Source organism: Gardnerella rara (assembly GCF_055452355.1).
In genome coordinates this window covers 177,059-196,270 of the sequence record NZ_JBVBJP010000001.1, presented here as the reverse complement: position 1 = coordinate 196,270, position 19,212 = coordinate 177,059, and the positions used below count along the sequence as shown (strand labels likewise).

Sequence of the window (19,212 nt, the reverse complement as noted above, 5' to 3'; positions counted from 1 at the left end):
CGTTTAAAGCATGACTTATAAAACAAATTTTTATAGTTTAGAGCAGACTTACCCAATATCGGCTAATGTGCAAATCCACCTTCCCATTTTAAATTGAAGCTTTAAAGATGCCCAATATTCATTAGGACCAATGTAAAGTAGCACAACTGCTTCTAAGCATGATGGAGATACCAATATTCCATTTATCATCTTGGGTATTGTTGGGCTGGATCTTAAATCAGAAATTTTAGATTTATTATGCTTATCTTTGTAGCATTCATTAATTAAATACCACATATTTTCAAGTTTATATAAGCAATCTTTTGTTAGAGCATTTTTCATTTCTGGCGATATTGGCCTACCATGAGAAATATCGCCAATTATGCATGCTACTTTGCATATTTGCATTGCAAGATACAAATACATCTTTTCGCCGTGCTTACTATTAAAGCACGAAGAGACATGGTAACTTGCCATAGATCGAGACGAGCCTACGGGTATTAATCCTTCAAATACTGGCAAAGTTTTTCTTTCGCCATGCTGGAATTGTGTAGGGATGTTTTCATTTGGAAAGTTGCTGTTAACAACCTCCCAAAATGTTTCATTATCATCATCGTTTGCCAATAACATGGTATTAGAAAAATTTCTCATGTTTTCCTTCTTCTCTAGTTAATTGTTTAAGTCATTTATTGTTTAATTCCTTATTTTGTTTTATTTATTTATTTTTTTGTTTTAGACCTTGTTTTTCGAGGTTTAAATAAAGCATACAGCTAATTTCAAAAAATAAAAGAGCTGATTTAATATGTGGATAAAATATAGATGATCTCTAAATTTTTATTGAAAAATAAAGGATTATTTAGATTAAAGTTATGCACATTGCAAAAATGAATTGCGCGCTCAAATTTTTAACTCGAGCGCGCAATCTAATCTAACTTAACAGTATTTAATAATTATCTTATATCTTGATGGAATGGATTAAAAACAACACTGCAGCGCTGGAAGCTTTTAACATCAACATAGCCTGTAGATGCCATTGTGCGCCTTAAAGCACCGATAAAGTTAGTTTTTCCATCTGCCATATGGCTTGGTCCAAATAAAATATTCTCCAAAGGAGCAACAGTTCCAACATCTGTACGTATGCCTCTTGGAAGAGAAGGATGACGAGCCTCCGCTCCCCAATGCATTCCGCGTCCTGGCGCTTCTGTAGCTCGAGCCAAAGGAGTGCCAAGCATTACAGCATCTGCTCCCATGGCGAGCGCTTTAATAAAGTTACCAGAAGTTCCCATTCCGCCGTCTGCAATAATTTGAACGTATCGGCCACCAGATTCATCCATATAATCTCTGCGAGCTTCTGCAACGTCTGCAATAGCAGTTGCCATTGGAGCTTGAACTCCTAGAGTGTTCATTGTTGCAGAAACAGCTCCGCCGCCAAATCCAACAAGGATTCCAGCAGCACCAGTTCGCATTAAATGCAATGCGGAAGTGTAATCTGCGCAACCGCCAACAATAACTGGAACGTCTAAATCGTAAATAAACTTCTTTAAATCAAGCGGCTCATGATCTTTAGAAACGTGTTCTGCGCTAACAGCAGTTCCTCGAATCACAAATAAATCAACGCCTGCCTCTAGAACCGTTGAGTAAAACTCTTGAGTGCGCTGCGGAGAAAGAGCACCAGCTACTGTAACTCCAGCGTCTCGAATTGTACGCAAACGCTTAACAATAAGTTCTGGTTTAATTGGCTCCGAATAAATCTCTTGTATGCGCTTGGTAGCTTTTTCGCTTGGAAGCTGAGCAATCTCTTTAAGAAGAGGCTCTGGGTCTTCGTATCTAGTCCACACGCCTTCCAAATCCAACACGCCTAAAGCGCCCATTTGACCCATTGCAATAGCCGTATCTGGACTTGTAACAGAATCCATTGGAGCGGCAATAATTGGTACGTCAAAACTATAAGCATCGACTTGCCATGATGTAGAAACAGCTTGCGGGTCGCGAGAACGACGAGAAGGAAGTATAGCAATATCGTCTAGTGAGTATGCAACTCGGGCTTTTTTGCCCAAACCTATTTCAATTTCTTGAGACATACTTATAAGGCTAGTTGCTTATCATGACTAATCAACATGCCATAAAATTGTTTAGCTTGATTGCGAGTGCAAAAACTTATAGATGGTCTTAGCTTTTAACAAGCCAATTCCTGGAACTTTTTGCAAATCCTCTACACTAGCCTCTTTTATATTCTTAACGCTGCCAAACTTTGATATTAAGCGTTTTTTATAAGATTCACCAACTCCAGGAATTGAGTCAATAGACGAGTGCAGCATTGCTTTTGCGCGTTTTTGCCTATGGTATGTAATAGCAAAACGATGAGATTCATCCCTAGCTCTTTGCAGCAAATATAAGCCTTCGGAGCTTCTTTTTAGAATAATCGGATATTGATTATCTGGAAGCCAAACTTCTTCCAATTTTTTAGACAATCCGCATACTGTTATGCCTTTAACATTGCTATCAATCATTGCTTTTTTAGCGGCTTTTGCCTGCTCAATGCCGCCATCAACAATAACAAGATTTGGCTTATAAGCAAATTTTTTAACACCAGCTTTTTTATTGTTTTCATCAGAATTATTTTCACCAGGATTAATAGAGTCATCCTTATGCTTAAAACGTCTAGAAATTGTTTCATACAAGGCACTTAAATCGTCGAGCTTGCCAAGTCCATCTTTACCTTTTATAGAGAATCTTCTATATTCACTAGGATTTGCAACACCATCTTCAAAAACAACCATTGATGCCACTTGATATTTTCCGTCGGCAGAATTTGAGATATCGTAACACTCAATTCGTAAAGGAGCCTCGCTCATTGAAAGTGCTGCAGCAACCTGATTCATAGCATTAGTTCTAGATTCTAAAGTAGAAATCCTACTTATTTTCATCTGCTTTAAAGATTGCGCTGCATTCAAGTTGGCCTTATCCATAAGTGAACGCTTATCACCACGTTCTGCAACTCTAATAGTTACTTTTGAGCCTCTTAAATCGCTAAGCCAGTTTTCAAGATTTTCTTTCTGAACTCTTTCTAGTTCAATAGGAACAATAATCTCCCTAGGTATTGGGCAAATGGGGTCAAGCAAATCTCCCCTTCCAGTTGTTTCTTGACGCTTTTTGCGCTCTTTTGTTTCTCTAGCTCGGTATGAGGAGTCTATATTTGAGCCGCTAGAATAACTAGAATAATCTATTTGCAAAGCGTTTCTTGATTGCTGTATTTGCAAACTATTAGATTTTTCAACATCTTCGGATTTGCTAAAGCTTATTTTTGACTCCGCAGGATTGTATTCGCAATAAACCTTAACAAGTAGATTTGCGATTATATCCGCATCACTAATGTCTTCGCTTCTTTCGACTTGCCAGTTTTTTTCTCCGCGAAGTAAACCTTCTCTAACAAAAAATGCATGAACGCATGCTTCTAGAGAATCCGCACTAAAACCAAAAACATCTGCTTCTACTTGATCGTTAAAAACAACGGAATTTTGTTGAATAACAGTTTTAAAAATGTTGATTTTATCGCGTATTTTTGCAGCACCTTCAAAATCTAGATTATTGCTTAAATCCTTCATTTGCTTTGTTAAATCGTTAATATAAGAATCCCCGATGGCGCCAGTTAAAATACCAACTAATTGCTCAACGTTATCTCTGTGTGTTTTACTATCTATTTTTTGCACGCAAGGTGCTGAGCATTTTCCTATAGAGGCAAGTAAGCAAGGCCTTCCTGTTTTATGTGCTTTATTGAAAACAGATTGTCTGCACGTTCTAACTGGAAAAGTTTTAAGCAAGGAATCTAAACTATGTTTTAGCTGCCACACCTTTGCATATGGACCAAAATAGCGCGTTGACTTTGAATTTCGATTTCTAGTAATCCACACCCTTGGAAAATCGTCATTTACTGACACGGCAATGTATGGGTATGTTTTATCGTCTTTAAAAACAACATTAAAGCGTGGATTAAACTCTTTAATCCACGTATATTCAAGTGTTAAAGCCTCAAGCTCTGTGTTTACAACAGTCCATTCTAAACTTCTAGCAGTTAACACCATTGACTGAGTTCTAGGATGTAACTGGTTTAAAGGCTGAAAATAGTTTACTAGCCTATCTCTTAAGCTCTTAGCTTTTCCAACGTATATTACTTTTCCGCGTTCGTCTCTCCACTTGTATACTCCAGGCTGATTTGGAATATCGGAAGTTTTTGGTCTAAATAAATCACGACTATCTCCTAAAAGCGGAGCTCCAAAATTATTTTTGCTAGATTTACTTAATCTAGTTTTTTTCCATTCACCCCTACTAGTTTCTTCGACTTCTTTGACTTCTTCATTATCTCTATTTTCTTTAGATTTTCCAATATTTGAGTCTTTAGAATTTAAAATATTCATTATCTCACCTCCTTTCATAGATATTTTCATAAATCTTTTGATAATTTTTCATAAAATTCTTGCTTGATACTGCTCGTTTTATTACTATTTAAGCATTGGCTTTAGGAATCTTCCAGTCCAGCTTTCTGGCTGATTTGCAACGTCTTCTGGAACTCCGGTTGCTACGATTTCGCCACCTTTGCTTCCTCCTTCTGGACCTAAATCTATTATCCAATCCGCGCACTTTATAACATCAAGATTATGCTCGATAACTATTACGCTGTTGCCTTTATCTACCAAAGATTGAAGAACACTTAAAAGCTTACGAACATCTTCAAAATGCAAGCCTGTAGTAGGTTCATCTAGAATATAAACGGTTTTTCCAGTAGAACGTTTTTGTAGTTCCGTAGCAAGCTTTACTCTTTGCGACTCTCCGCCAGATAATGTTGGTGCACTTTGGCCAAGCCTAATATAACCCAATCCAACTTTAACCAAGGTGTCCAAATATCTAGAAATAGACGGATATGCTTTAAAGAATACTGCTGCTTCGGAAATTGGCATATCTAATACGTCTGAAACAGTTTTGCCATTATAAGTTACTTCTAGCGTGTCTCGATTATACCTTTTTCCGTGGCATTCTTCGCACTGAACGTAAACATCTGGCAAAAAATTCATCTCGATTTTAAGCGTTCCATCTCCGCTACATGCTTCACATCTGCCTCCTTTTACGTTAAAGGAAAATCGTCCAGGACCATATCCCCTAACTTTTGCCTCTGGAGTTTGCGCAAAAAGAGTACGAATTTTATCCCAAACTCCAGTGTAGGTTGCAGGATTTGACCTTGGTGTTCTTCCAATAGGATTTTGATCAACATGAACAACCTTATCGCAATTTTCCAAACCGTCTACGCGCTTATGTAAACCTGGAACAATGCGAGCGCCGTTTAGCTTATCGGCTAATACGGGGTAAAGTATTGAGTTGATGAGGCTTGATTTTCCAGAGCCAGATACTCCTGTTATGCATGTAAAAACTCCTAGCGGTATTTCTACATTTATGTTTTTTAGATTATGTTCTTTTGCTCCAACAATAGTTAGAACATGTTTTTTGTTGATTTTACGACGCTTTTTAGGAACATCTATTGTACGTCTTTTTGCAATATAGTCTCCAGTAATCGAACGCCTTGCCTCTGTTATATTTTTTGCAGGGCCGCAATACACAACTTCTCCGCCGTTTTCTCCAGCCTCGGGGCCAATGTCTACAAGCCAATCGGATTTGCGTATTGTTTCTTCATCGTGTTCAACAACAATAAGAGTATTTCCAAGGTCTCTAAGATTATGCAATGTTGCTATAAGCTTTTCGTTGTCTCTTTGATGCAAGCCAATAGATGGTTCGTCAAGAACATACATAACTCCAACTAACCCTGATCCAATTTGCGTTGCAAGTCTAATTCTTTGCGCTTCGCCGCCAGAAAGTGTTTTTGCTGCTCTAGAAAGAGTTAAGTAGCTTAATCCAACATCATTTAAAAATTCTAGTCTTGACTTGATTTCTTTTACGATTTCTTTTGCAATTATTTTGCTTGAACCTTCTAGCTTTAAAGCATTAATCCATTCAAGACTTTTTTCAATCGGCATATCGCATACATCTGCGATTGAGCATTGTGAAACTGTAACAGCTAATACTTCTGGGCGCAATCGTTTACCCTTGCAAGTTTGGCAAGGCACTTCGCGCATATACGACTCGTAGTATTGGCGCATTTGATCTGAGTCTGTTTCGTTATGCTTTCGCATAAGTGTGCGCACGACGCCTTCGAATCCAGTTGAATATTCGCGCTGCCTACCCCAACGGTTTTTATAAGAAACTTTTACTTCAAAATCGTGCCCGTAGAGTATTGAATCTTGAACATCTTTTGGAAGATTTTCCCAAGGCGTATCCATACTAAATCCAAGTTCTACGCTTAAGCCTTTTAGAACATGCCTGTAGTATTCTCCAGCCGCTTTATTTAATGCCCAAGGTTCGATAGCACCTTCGTTAAGTGATTTTTCTGTATTTGGAACAACAAGAGCTGGGTCAATTTCTAGATTGTACCCAATTCCAGAACAACTTGGGCATGCGCCATAAGGTGCATTAAACGAAAATGTTCTAGGCTCTATTTCTGTTAGATTAAGCTGATGGTTATTAGGACAAGCCCTGTGCGCTGAAAAACTTTGACGCCTATCTTTTGCATCTTTATCTCTATCTACAAAATCAGCTATAACAATGCCTTTAGAAAGTTTTAATGCAGTTTCTATAGAATCTGTAATACGAGTACGTATACCATCTTTTATAACTAATCTATCTACAATAACTTCTATAGTATGTTTCTTTTGTTTTTCTAAAACAATATCTTCGGAAAGTTCGCGCATTTGGCCATCTATAAGCGCTCTAGAATAGCCATCTGACCTAAGAAGAGTAATAGTGTCTTTAAACTCGCCTTTTCTTCCGCTAATAATGGGAGCTAGAATTTGTAGTCTTGTTCGTTCTGGCAAAGAAAGTAAAGAATCTGTAATCTGCTGCGGTGTTTGTGCACTAACAAGCATTCCGCATTGTGGGCAATGAGGGACTCCAACTCGAGCAAAAAGAAGTCTTAAGTAATCATAAACCTCTGTAATTGTGCCAACAGTAGAACGAGGATTTCTATTAGTGGTTTTTTGGTCAATCGAAACTGCTGGGCTTAATCCTTCAATAAAATCTACGTCTGGCTTATCCATTCTTCCAAGGAATTGGCGTGCATAAGAACTTAAAGATTCAACGTAGCGTCTTTGACCTTCTGCAAAAAGAGTGTCGAATGCAAGAGAGGATTTACCCGAACCAGATAGCCCGGTAAAAACAATCATGCGATTTCTAGGAAGCTGTATATTAACGTTCTTTAGATTATGCTCTCTTGCTCCTTGAACAGTTATTTTTAAGTCGGAAGGAATGTTAGATAAGTCGTATATTAAATTGCCATTATTATTTGTAGCCCGCAAAGAATCCAATTGCTTTTGCATTCTGCCTCCCTATTATGCTCAATAATGACTTTATGCTTAATAACAACTTTATGAATCAAAATTTTAACAAACTTATCTTGATTACTTACTTGTCTTATAATAGTATTTATTATAGAACACATGTTCGAAATATGTAACTTGCTGCGTGTTGCTAATCCTATGCAAGCCTAACGGTATAATCGGGAGTTTGGTTAACATATTTTAATTAATACTTTAATTACGATTTTAAAAGAAAAGAACTTAAGGGGTGGGTAAAAAATGGCCATTGACGCACAAGGACTTACTATACAAATTGGTGCGCGCACGCTATTAAACCCAACAGATTTTCATGTTACAAAAGGCGACAAAATTGGCTTAGTTGGAAGGAATGGCGCTGGAAAAACCACGCTTACGCGCGTAATCACTGGAGAAACACTGCCAGCTGGTGGAAATGTAAAAGTCAGCGGCTTTTTAGGATACCTTCCACAAGACACTCATGCAGCAGACCCAGAGCAAACTGCATTAGATAGAATTATGAGCGCTCGCGATATCTCGTCAATCGTATCTAGAATACGAAAAGCAGAAAAAGAGATGACAGATCCTAATCCAGACATTATGACAAAAGCCATGAATCGCTACGATAAAGCGATTGAAGACTTTGAAAAAGCTGGTGGATACGCTGTTCAGTCTGAAGCAATATCAATGGCAAACAGCCTGGGTCTCCCCCAAGAAGTTATGAGGCAGGCATTAGGAACACTTTCTGGCGGCCAACGCAGGCGAATCGAGCTTGCAAGAATACTTTTTTCAAATGCAGATACTCTTATTTTGGATGAGCCTACAAACCACTTAGACGCTGATTCTATAATCTGGTTGCGCAATTACTTAAAACGCTTTGAAGGCGGATTCCTTGTTATATCACACTCAACAGAGCTACTAGACGAAGTTGTTAATAAAGTGTGGCACTTAGATGCTCAGCTTGCTCAAATAGACATGTATTCAATGGGCTGGAAAGCATACTTACATCAGCGCGTTGTAGACGAAGAACGTAGGCGAAGAGAGCGCGAAGTTGCCGAGAAAAAGGCCGAACGCCTTATGAAGCAAGGAATTCGACTTCACGCAAAAGCAACTAAGGCGGTAGCAGCTCAAAACATGATGCGTAGAGCTGAACGCCTATTGAGCGAAACGAGCGAAGCTCAAAGCCGCGAAAAGGTTGCAGACATTCGCTTCCCAGAACCTGCTCCTTGCGGCAGAACACCTATTATGGCTAAAGATATTTCAAAAGCATATGGGTCAAACATTGTATTTGCTGGAATAAATTTAGCAATAGATAAAGGTTCGAGAGTTGTTATTCTTGGGTACAACGGCGCTGGAAAAACCACAACTTTGCGTATTCTTGCTGGCGAAGAAAGCGCAGACACTGGAGTTGTTGAATACGGTCATGGTTGCAAAATAGGCTATTTTGCTCAGGAACACGATACCCTAGATTTAGACGCAACTGTGTTGGAAAATCTTCAACACGTTGCGCCAGAATTAAACGACACTCAAGCAAGATCAATGCTTGGAAGCTTTCTGTTTTCTGGAGACGACGCAATGAAGCCCGCTAAAGTTCTTTCTGGCGGCGAAAAAACTCGTCTAGCATTGGCAACTCTTGTTACATCTAAAGCAAATGTTCTTTTACTCGACGAGCCTACTAACAACTTGGATCCAGCCTCTCGCGAAGAAATTCTTAAGGCCATTTCTAAGTACGAAGGTGCAATAGTGCTGGTTACTCACGACGAAGGAGCAGTTCTTGCTTTAAACCCAGAACGAGTTCTTCTTATGCCAGACGGTGACGAAGACTTGTGGAGCGACGACTACCTTGACTTGGTTGCGGAAGAATAGGATTTTAGTTTGCTATGAGAAAACCAGCTAATTTTGCCAATAGCGCGTTGCAACGCATTTTTTGCATTCTTCGCGCACCTTTAGCAATTTTGCTGTTAATCACATTGTTTGAATGCACTATTGGTAACATGCCTTTTTGGAATAGTGTTACAGGTAGTACAGATAGCATGTTCGCTCATAACATTACGGGCCCTGGCATTAAAAGACTTCCTTCTGGAGGCCTATTAATCACGGATCCTTCAGAGTCTTACTTAGAAGTTAACTCCGACGGGTCTTCCCCATACATTCAACTCCAGCCTTCACTAATTAAGCCAAAAAAAATTAGCAAACACCCTATTAAATCAGATGTGCATGTTCGCATTGATGTTAATAAAATCGCTGGAAAGCCTTTAAACACAAACCCAAGAGCCATTAGTTTTGCTATGCTTCCTGTTCCAGATCAAGCAATTGGTGTTAAAAGCACGCTTAGATTATGGATACAGCACCCCAAGGGAGATGTTGTAGATGTTGAAGACGCAAAAGCAAATGTTAGAGCGCCTTTTAGCTGGAATTGGGGGCGAGTTCTTCTTCTTATAATCGTTTCGATTTTGATTGCATTATGGAATCCTTGGTCTAAGCTGTGGAAAATCAGGCTTAATTCAAAGAGTACAAGTCAAAGGCTTTTACTCGTTTTATCTTGGACTCCATTTATTGCAATTGCTGTTTTTGCAATTATCTGGAACGTTTTTAACGCTATTCCAATGCATTTTGATGTTGCAGGAAACTACACGTACGATTTTGATCAATATGCGCGTACTGCAGACGCTCTTCTTAAGGGCAAAACATATCTTGACTTGCCAGTGCCTAAGCAACTGCAAAATCTACCTAATCCGTATGACCCAATTGCAAGAAACAAGCTTCTTTCTAATTATGTACGCAATATTTATTGGGATCACGCGTACTACAACGGTCATTGGTACTCATATTTTGGCGTAATTCCAGCTGTTTTATTCTTTATTCCATATAGGATTATATCGAATTTATGGGTTGACGGCGGAGCAATGCTTCCAACAACAATTGCCACTCTTATATGTTTAGTTGGATTTTTGATTTCTGGCTCTCTTTTAGTGATTAGACTTATTGAGCGAATAAACAAACGCGCATCTGTTGCGTTTGCATCGATTTGCTTAGCGTTGTTCTTTATTACATCTAACACCGTTTACCTGTGGTTTAGAACATCATTCTATAGTGTTCCAATGGCGGCTTCTCTGTTCTTTACGTCTTTAGGATTATGGTTTTATCTCGGCGCTGTTAAAGATGGTATTGCGCAAGATGAAAATTCAGAGCAAGAATCCAATAAATCTTGCAATTCCATTCATAAAATATCTGCCAAGCATATTGCTTTAGGGTCCTTGTTTATATCGCTAAATCTTGGATGCAGACCAACATTTATAATCGCATTTTTATTTGCAATACCACTTTTTTATGACTACATTTACTTTTATTTTAAGTATTTAATCATTAGCAAAAAAATTCCATTAGAAGACTTAAAGCACATAATAAAACTGGTTTTAAGTGTGATTATTCCGTTTGTAATCGTTGCAATACCAATTGGATTGTATAACGCTCTAAGATTTGGGTCTCCTTTTAACTTTGGTAATGAATATCAAATTACGATTACAGACATGACCACTATGCGTCTTCCTTTGCAAAACATTATTCCTTCGATTTTAAGCTATTTAGCTCTTCCACTACGTTTTACACACGTTTTCCCTTGGATTTCGATTACGCCTATTGCTTTTGACAAATGGCAATACGCAGAGCCAATGATTGGAGGAATGTTTACTCTTTCTCCATTGGCATTTGTTGGTGTAGTTTGCTCTCTGCTAATGCTTAAAAAACTGAGCAAATTCGCCGCAAGATTCGCACTATTTGCCTTTATTCTTGCAATGATTGTTGTTGTTTTTAACAGCTTAAAAGCAGGGATTGGATGGCGTTATATTGCTGACTTTGGTTGGGCATTTTCGCTAAGTGCAATAGTTGGACTTAATGTTTTGATAGAAAAATGCTCTATAATATCAAATTGTGATTCTTGGAAAACCAAAACAATATGTTACTTACTGCGATTTATAATCTTTGCTCTACTACTGTTCTCTATTGCAATAGCATTCTTAGGATGGTTCGTTCCTGGAAGAGAAGACTCAGTTTTGCGATTCAACCCGGGGCTGTGGCATTACGTTAGATGCTGGTTTACGCTAATCTAATTTAGCTTTAAGCCTCTTGATACTGTTAACTGTTAATTGTTAGATTGTTAGATTGTTAAATCTCACCCAACATCTTATGAACAGTGTTAAGCAATAAAGTAACACCATTTTTAAACTGATCTTCTTTAGGAAGCAAAGACAGCGCTAAATAGCCATTATTTGGCATATCAAAGTAGTAACCAGGCTGCGAAACAAGCTTATAGTCTTTAATTAAGCGCAAAGCTAACAAGTCATCATCTAGGCAAGACGGAACGCGCAATAAAATATTCCACCCGCCTTCTGCGCGCAATGCGCTAACGCAACAATTTGGATAGTTTTCCAACATTTTTCTAAGCGTTTTAAGATTAGACCTAACTCTATTTTGAACAATCGCAGTTTGCTCTTTAGCGCATTGCAATAATTCTGGAATTCTTTCCGAAACAGTTGCACCAATCGGAAGAAAATCATCTGCAATAACGTCAAGTCGTTTCATTGCTTCTTGCACATCTTCGATTGGTCCAGAAACCTCAATCCAACCAACTTTTGCATGTGGAGCTGCAAGCATTTTGGAGAATCCATCTAAAGCAAAAATAAGCGTGGAGCAATCACCAGCAAGCCTTGAATTTCCATTAAAAGGCTCTAAAGAGTAGTCGTAGAAAACCTCATCCGCAATAATCGCAACGTTGTTTTTATTGCATAAACTCAACAATTGCACTCTTTCTTCTGGCTTAATATAAGAGCCTGTGGGATTATTTGGGTTTATTAAAACAAGAGCACGAATGCGATTATCTGCATTCTCTAAAAGTTCTTTAACCTTTGCAACATCTATAGTCCAAGAACCGTCGTAAACAAGCGGATAAGGTATTGATTTTACGCCCTGAAGCCTTGAAATAGATTCAATAAGAGGATACCCAGGAGTAGGCGCTAAAACAGAATCACCACAATCGCACATTAGCATCATAAGCCATGCATATGCTTGAGAAGTGGACGATAATACGTATAGATTATTTGGATTAAGAGCATTAGCCGAATTGCATTTTTGGCTTGCTATATTCTGGCTTTCAATATTTTGACTTACTCGATTATCTCTAGTATTTATAAAGTTTGCAAGAATGCGTCTAACTTCGATTGGCCCTCTAGGATCCGCAGTATATTTGGAGCTTAAACATTTTGGAGCAAGCCCATGAACCGTTGGATTTGAATCGTTAAGTTTTGTTAGTTTAATGCCTTTAGATGCGGCGGCACGCTGAGCCAGAATAATCGGATTTGGCTCACTTACATCAACTCTAGAAGAAAATCGCACTTGACTACACTAACTCATTGCATAAACCAACTAAAGCAATAAATCAATAGTCGTATAAATATGAACAAAATTCGCAACAAATATAGAAAAGCGCTGGATACAAATAAAGCATCCAGCGCAAATCAGAAGAAAATCTTACTTGTTTTTTTGCTGCATTGCATAATATGCTGCACCAATAATGCCAGCTTCGTTATGCAAAGATGCAACAACAATAGGAGTCTTAATGTCGATATGCGGCAAGAACTTCTCGCTAACGCGGCTAACGCCACCGCCAACAACAAACAAGTCTGGGTTAAAGTACTTTTCCATTAAGCCATAATACTTAGTTAAGCGCTTAGCCCACTTTTTATAGCCCATATCCAACTTTTCACGCACAGAAGAAGCAGCATACTTTTCTGCGTCTCCCTTGCCTTTTTCTAGCTGAATATGACCAAGTTCTGTGTTTGGAATAAGAACGCCATTGTAAATTAACGCGGTGCCAATTCCAGTACCAAGAGTGGTAGCAATAACTAAACCATCTTTATCTTTTGCGGCTCCAAAATGCTGTTCCGCAAGACCAGCAGCATCAGCATCGTTAACAACGGTAACAGGGCGACCGCAAGCTTCGCTGAATACTTCTGTAACATCCACACCAATCCAAGACTGATCAAGATTTGCCATAAACTCAAGCTTCTTGCCAGGCTTAATAGGAGCTGGGAAAGCAATGCCAACAGGAACATCTGCAGGCACTTCAAAATGCTCGAGCTGCTGACGAACAATATCTGCAACAGCTTGAGGTGTGGAAACTGCTGGAGTGAGAATCTTGTAACGAGGTTCTGCAAATTCGCCTTTTTCCAAATTTACTGGTGCAGCTTTAATGCCAGAACCACCAATATCTACGCCAAATGCTTGTGCAGTGTCAATCATCGTTAACACTCCCCTCTGAATGTCGGACAATGGGATATCACGTTCATTCTACAATATTGTTAAAGCGACACGCTTATATATTAACTATTTAATGATAACGATTGCATAAATGTTTTTCTCAAAATTAAAGCTTTAATATTAAAAATCATGCAAACAATTGCTAAAATTTTTAACTCTAATCTATCGCAAATAGTTTTGAAGTTCTTTATTTATTAAACCGTTTGAGGCAATAACGTCGTTTTCGCGTCTCCAGTGGATTGAGTCACCATTCCATTGTCGAACATGACCTTGAGCCTCTTTAACAACAACAGCACCAGCAGAAACGCCTGGAATATCCCAGCTATGAAGATGCGGCTCAAAATAGGCGTCATAAGTGCCATCCGCAACCTTGCATAAGTCAAGAGAAGCTGGTCCAATGCGCTTAATATCTGCTGGACATTCTTCTTCAAGCGAAGAAACAACATCCAAAGCTCTTTTAGACTCGCCTGGAATATAAGACATTCCGTAGCAAACAACCGAACCGTGCAAAGTTGATGTTGTAGAAGGTGTGATTTTCTCACGCTTTTCTCCATTAAGAGTTTTGCGAATTCGAATAGCACCCTGACCCTTAGCAGCCAAATAGGTAAGACCAAGAGCAGGAGCATGAACAACTCCAAGAATTGGCCTTGCAGAGCCTTGATCGTTAAACTCAAAAAGCGAAACAGTTAGAGTCCACTCTGCCATATCTCGATTAAAGTTAAGAGCGCCGTCAATACTGCCAACACACCAAAAACGATCTCCCACATTACATTCATCTGGACGATTACGCCAGAATCCTTGGAATGGGTTTATGTAAGTAAGACGATTTTCAATGAATCGCACAAGTTTATCTCCAAAACCTGAATCAACCTGATTAGGATCCCCCAAAACAATCATGCTTGCCATATCTCTAGGATTTAATTGGTCTTGATACGCGTGCTTGCCAACATCTTCCAAAATTCTAGCGACTTCAAGAGCAACATCGCGTAAATTCATACCTGCCATACTTTTCTCACCTCTTTGCTTTTTCCACAGTATTTACGTTCTTTAACATATTCATAAAATCTGCAACTATTTTACTCAACTAATCAAATTAAACCAAACTTCTACACGAAATATTCCAATAAAATCAATAAACTTTCACATTTAATATTTAATATAAGTCTTATAGAAAAGATTCACATGCAAAAACGCATAGCAAAACAAATTTCTAAATTCTTAAACCAGCCTTAAAATTAATTAATAAACCTAACATCTCTCATAAAAGACTATAACATGACTAAAGTACCAGACTTAAAAACACAAAACTCAATTAACGCTCCTTTGCTAAAAAAACCAGGGATTCTTGTTTTAGATGTAGACGCAACTCTTATAGAAGAAGAGGTTATAGATTTATTAGGAGATATTGCTGGCGTCGGCTCTGATTTAGCATACATAACGTCTAGAGCAATGCAAGGAAAAATGGACTTTAACACTTCCCTAAAGCTAAGAGTTTCTATGCTTAAAGGTCTTGACTATTCTTGCGTTAAACAAGTTGCGCAAAATATTCACACAACAAATGGAGCTAAAAAACTTATAGATACACTACATTCTTTTGGGTGGAAAGTAGGAGCTGTTAGTGGCGGATTTAAGCAAGTTTTAGACGATTTTTTGCCAAAATTAAACATAGACTTTTGGGTTGCAAACAATCTAGAAATCGTGGACTCTAAACTAAGCGGGAAAGTTATTAATCCAATAGTAAATCGTCAATATAAAGCAAAAGCATTGATTAGTTGGGCGCACAAAAACAATATTGACATTAGCCAAAGCGTTGCAATCGGAGACGGCGCTAACGACATTGACATGATTAAAACGGCAAGGCTAGGTGTTGCATTTTGCGCAAAACAGTTATTAAAAAGTCAAGCTAAAGCTAGTATAGATACGCGAGACCTAAGCCTTGTTTTAGATTTACTAAACTAGCATTTAGTCACTAACATTTAGTCTAAGTAGGATTCGCTATTTAAATGCGCTCCTCTTGCCCAATCCGCCGCCTTCATAGCTTTTTTACCTTGCGCTTTAACTTCTAAAAGCTCAATAGCTCCGCTTAAACATCCAACCCAAACATTGTGCTTTTTTGCAAGAATCTGCCCAGGTTTAAGCTCATTTAGACTATGCAATTCAATATCTTCATCTTTTGCTAATGCGCAAGAAAGAACGTGCAAACTGCTTGTTTTTAAATCGCCAGAATCAACATGAAGATTGCACCAAGCTCCAGGATTTGGCGTGCAAGCACGAATCTGCCTATCGATTGCAAATGCTGGAATATCAAAACGAATATGAGCATCTTCAACGGTGATTTTTTGCGCTATTTGGCAAGGTGTAGGATCTTGCTCAACAGGAACGATTTGGCCAGATTCCATTCCAATAAGGGCAGAACAAAGAAGATTTGCACCATCATTGCTTAATCTAGTTAGCAAATCGCCAGCAGTTTCGCGCTCGCCAATCTCGGTAGTCATTTGTGCAAGAATAGGACCTTCATCCATTCCGCGCGTAATCTTAAAAACCGTAGCACCAGTAATGTCATCTCCAGCCCATATTGCGCGCTGAACAGGAGCAGCCCCTCGCCACTGCGGAAGAATCGAAAAATGCAAATTGTACCATCCAAGATCAAGAGCATCTAAAACAGATTGGCGAAGAATCTTTCCATAAGCAACAACGGCCGCAACCCTTGCGCCAGTAGCTTTTAAAGCACTAATGCATTCTTGCTCGTTACTAGGATTAACCTCTAAAACAGGAATACCAAGCTCAATCGCAGCTTTTTTAACAGCACTAGGAACAAGATTTCTGCCTCTACCAGTTGGAGCGTCTGGACGCGTTAAAACAGCTCGAACATCAAAATGCTCTTTGTCTTGAGCCAAAGCGCGCAACGGAGCAACAGCAACATCTGGAGTTCCAGCAAATAAAATAGGCAATACCATAAGCTAACCCCTTAAAATCCTAAAATCCTAAAATCTAGCAACCTTTAAAATCCTAGCAAAAAGCATCTTTTAGTTTGCTAAAGAATCCTTTTTTATTACTAGCTGACTCTGCAATAGCATGTTGCTTTACTTCACTAACTTTTCCATCGTGCAAGTTTGCAAACTTTTCAATCAAACTACGCTCTTCTTCGCTAAGCTTTGTTGGAATATCAACAAGAACGTGAACAATAAGATTACCGCGATCTTTGCTTCCAAAAACAGTAACACCCAAATCGTAAAGAGGAATCGTGTCTTCGTTTTGAGTTCCAGCAGGAATTTCAACGCTCTTTTTTCCGTCAAAAGTATCAATATCCACATTGTGGCCAAGGCAAGCCCAGCTCATAGGAACATTAATCCAGCAGTGTAAATCGTTCAGATCCCTGGTAAATTGCTCATCTTTTCGAACTCGAACGTCAACATATAAATCGCCAGCAGGGCCGCCACATTCGCCTATTGCTCCTTGAGACGCAAGTCGCAAGCGAGAATTGTCTTTAATTCCAGCAGGAATATTAATACCAACTTCTCTAGAAGTACGAACGCGACCGTGACCGTGGCAATTTGGGCAAACATTTTTAATGATTGTTCCGTGCCCTTCGCACGCGCGGCAAGGCTCCGAAGACATCATTTGACCAAACATTGTGTGCGTAACTCGCTGTACAAAGCCAGCGCCCTTACACTCTGGGCAAGGCGTAGGATCTGTTTTATCTGCCGAACCTTTTCCTGCACAATCTTGGCAAAGACCAAAAGTAACAACATGAACCTTAGCATTTCCGCCAAAAACAACAGTTTTAAGATCAACCTTAACTTCTGTTAGTGAGTCTTCGCCACGATTAACGCGCGGAATAGGAGATCCAGCATTAGCACCAAAAGACCCAGAGAAGAACTGGTTTAGAATATCTCCCATATCCATATTCATATTGGCGTACGCGCCAGCGCCAGCACCCGCGCCCGATGCCGATAGATTGTTTGGATCCACGCCCATATCTACCATTTTGCGTTTTTCTGGATTAGATAAAACGTCGTAGGCAGCATTAACTTCCTTAAACTTGTCTTCAAACTCAGGTCCTGCAATATCTGGATGATATTTTCTACTTAACTTTCTATAGGCCTTGCGAATCTCATCGTCGCTAGCGTTAGAATCAACACCTAAAATCTTGTAATAGTCAGTCACTTAACTCCCCTTTTACGTTCTAAAATCATTTTTGCATAAGGCACAGCCAGCCAATTTTTATGAATTTGTTTTTATGAATTTTCAGATATAAACGCATTAAGATACTTTGCTACAGCTTTAACAGCCGTCATTGTTGCCGCGTAATCCATGTGAGTAGGGCCGATTGACCCAATAAACGCAGAATCGGAATCCGAATTATAGCCATAAGCGCTTGTTACAACAGAAGCATTTAAAAGACCAGGCGTGTGGGTTTCCGAGCCTATTGCAACACTAACGCCGCTTGCGCAATCGTTTGCTTCCTCACTTAGCGAAGTCATAAGTCGCATAATAACAGCTTGCTCTTCTAGAGCATCGAAAAGAGACGCAAAATCGCCAATATTTTGTCTATGCGCAAGTTGAGAAGCTCCAGCCATGTACAAATCGTGAGAATGCTCGCCATTATGCATATCTTCTAACGCGTTAGCAAGTTGACTAATAATTTGCAAAGCAGAAGCCAAATCCTGGCGATTTGCTAGAGAATAAACACGTTTTGCAGCATCAAGAAGAGATAATCCAATGCAAGCATCGTTAACCATATTAGTTAGATGCAATAAATCATCTGAATTTATGTTTGACGCTTGAATTATATGTTGCGCAACGCCTCCAGCGTCTGTAATTACAACAACTAGAAGGGTTGAAGACGATACTTGAACAATCTCAATTCTTTTTACTTTTGACTTCGACAACGCAGGAGACGCCACTAGCGCAACCTGACCAGTTATGCTTGCAAGAAGTCGCGCTGAGCGTTGCAGAGTGTCTTGTAAACTTACAGATCCACTTAAAAACGTGCGAATCCCTCGTCTTTGCGCATTAGAAAGTGGAATTAGTGCGGCTAGGCCATCAACAAAATACCTGTATCCTTTTTCTGTAGGAATCCTGCCAGCAGAAGTATGCGGCTGAATCAAGTAACCTTCTTCTTCTAGAAGAGACATATCGTTGCGAATCGTTGCAGAGCTGACGCCCAATTTGTGATTTTTAGCCAAAGACGCAGAACCAACAGGCTCATGTGAACGAATATAATCTTCAACAACCGCACGCAGTATCATCATGCGCCGTGATTGCATTGATTCTCCTTTATTAAAACCTTTAAACCCGATTAAACAACACTAATCGTTTATTAATTCACTGCTAACCATTATATATGTCAAAATAATATGTGATTAAGTATTATTAAGTATTTTTTAATCAGTCACTTTTAATAAGTCACTTTTACAGAACAACAGCTAACTATAAATATAAACTTTTGTTAACTTTTGACACACTTTGTTAAAAGTTCGTCTGATATAAAAGATAGGATTAA

The 19,212-nt window shown here is 39.0% G+C and carries 13 protein-coding genes; 3 read left to right on the top strand and 10 right to left on the bottom strand.

Annotation, left to right across the window (positions count from 1 at the left end; genetic code table 11):
• Positions 1–48: 48 nt before the first annotated feature.
• The 4 genes from ACZ0NX_RS00800 to uvrA form a co-directional block, all read right to left on the bottom strand.
• The gene (locus tag ACZ0NX_RS00800; protein ID WP_415688530.1) at positions 49–630 is read right to left on the bottom strand and encodes a hypothetical protein; all 582 of its coding nucleotides are present in this window, start codon (positions 628–630) and stop codon (positions 49–51) included.
• Positions 631–929: 299 nt separating this feature from the next.
• Entirely contained in the window at positions 930–2,060 is a 1,131-nt protein-coding gene (locus tag ACZ0NX_RS00795) for a GuaB3 family IMP dehydrogenase-related protein (RefSeq protein ID WP_415688529.1), read from the bottom strand.
• Between the two features lie 51 nt (positions 2,061–2,111).
• Complete coding sequence (gene uvrC / locus ACZ0NX_RS00790; RefSeq protein WP_464404972.1) at positions 2,112–4,394, bottom strand: excinuclease ABC subunit UvrC; 2,283 nt, start codon at positions 4,392–4,394, stop codon at positions 2,112–2,114.
• An 84-nt stretch (positions 4,395–4,478) separates the two neighbouring features.
• Entirely contained in the window at positions 4,479–7,397 is a 2,919-nt protein-coding gene (uvrA, locus tag ACZ0NX_RS00785) for an excinuclease ABC subunit UvrA (RefSeq protein ID WP_464404970.1), read from the bottom strand.
• Between the two features lie 258 nt (positions 7,398–7,655).
• On the opposite strand from uvrA, the gene ACZ0NX_RS00780 reads away from it, so the two are divergent.
• Complete coding sequence (locus ACZ0NX_RS00780; protein WP_464404968.1) at positions 7,656–9,257, top strand: ABC-F family ATP-binding cassette domain-containing protein; 1,602 nt, start codon at positions 7,656–7,658, stop codon at positions 9,255–9,257.
• A gap of 14 nt (positions 9,258–9,271) precedes the next feature.
• On the top strand, positions 9,272–11,500 hold the full coding sequence (locus ACZ0NX_RS00775; protein ID WP_464404966.1) for a beta-carotene 15,15'-monooxygenase: 2,229 nt from the start codon (positions 9,272–9,274) through the stop codon (positions 11,498–11,500).
• A gap of 55 nt (positions 11,501–11,555) precedes the next feature.
• Here the strand turns inward: ACZ0NX_RS00775 and ACZ0NX_RS00770 are convergent, their stop codons facing one another.
• The 3 genes from ACZ0NX_RS00770 to ACZ0NX_RS00760 all read right to left on the bottom strand — a co-directional run bounded on the left by ACZ0NX_RS00770 (position 11,556) and on the right by ACZ0NX_RS00760 (position 14,711).
• Positions 11,556–12,782, bottom strand: coding sequence for a pyridoxal phosphate-dependent aminotransferase (locus tag ACZ0NX_RS00770; RefSeq protein ID WP_464404964.1), 1,227 nt, complete (start codon positions 12,780–12,782; stop codon positions 11,556–11,558).
• A gap of 135 nt (positions 12,783–12,917) precedes the next feature.
• Positions 12,918–13,688: a polyphosphate--glucose phosphotransferase gene (gene ppgK / locus ACZ0NX_RS00765; protein WP_464404962.1), complete on the bottom strand. Its 771-nt coding sequence runs from the start codon at positions 13,686–13,688 to the stop codon at positions 12,918–12,920.
• 180 nt (positions 13,689–13,868) lie between these two features.
• Positions 13,869–14,711 (bottom strand): inositol monophosphatase family protein, encoded by an 843-nt coding sequence (locus ACZ0NX_RS00760; RefSeq protein ID WP_415688524.1) that lies wholly within the window; start codon positions 14,709–14,711, stop codon positions 13,869–13,871.
• Positions 14,712–14,981: 270 nt separating this feature from the next.
• Between ACZ0NX_RS00760 and serB the strand changes: the two genes are divergently transcribed.
• Entirely contained in the window at positions 14,982–15,665 is a 684-nt protein-coding gene (serB, locus tag ACZ0NX_RS00755; protein WP_464404960.1) for a phosphoserine phosphatase SerB, read from the top strand.
• Positions 15,666–15,682: 17 nt separating this feature from the next.
• Here the strand turns inward: serB and fmt are convergent, their stop codons facing one another.
• The 3 genes from fmt to hrcA form a co-directional block, all read right to left on the bottom strand.
• Positions 15,683–16,663 (bottom strand): methionyl-tRNA formyltransferase, encoded by a 981-nt coding sequence (fmt, locus tag ACZ0NX_RS00750; RefSeq protein ID WP_464404958.1) that lies wholly within the window; start codon positions 16,661–16,663, stop codon positions 15,683–15,685.
• Between the two features lie 52 nt (positions 16,664–16,715).
• Positions 16,716–17,873, bottom strand: a complete 1,158-nt coding sequence (locus ACZ0NX_RS00745) for a DnaJ C-terminal domain-containing protein (protein WP_060786668.1) — start codon at positions 17,871–17,873, stop codon at positions 16,716–16,718.
• A 71-nt stretch (positions 17,874–17,944) separates the two neighbouring features.
• On the bottom strand, positions 17,945–18,961 hold the full coding sequence (hrcA, locus tag ACZ0NX_RS00740) for a heat-inducible transcriptional repressor HrcA (RefSeq protein ID WP_060786667.1): 1,017 nt from the start codon (positions 18,959–18,961) through the stop codon (positions 17,945–17,947).
• Positions 18,962–19,212: the final 251 nt, after the last annotated feature.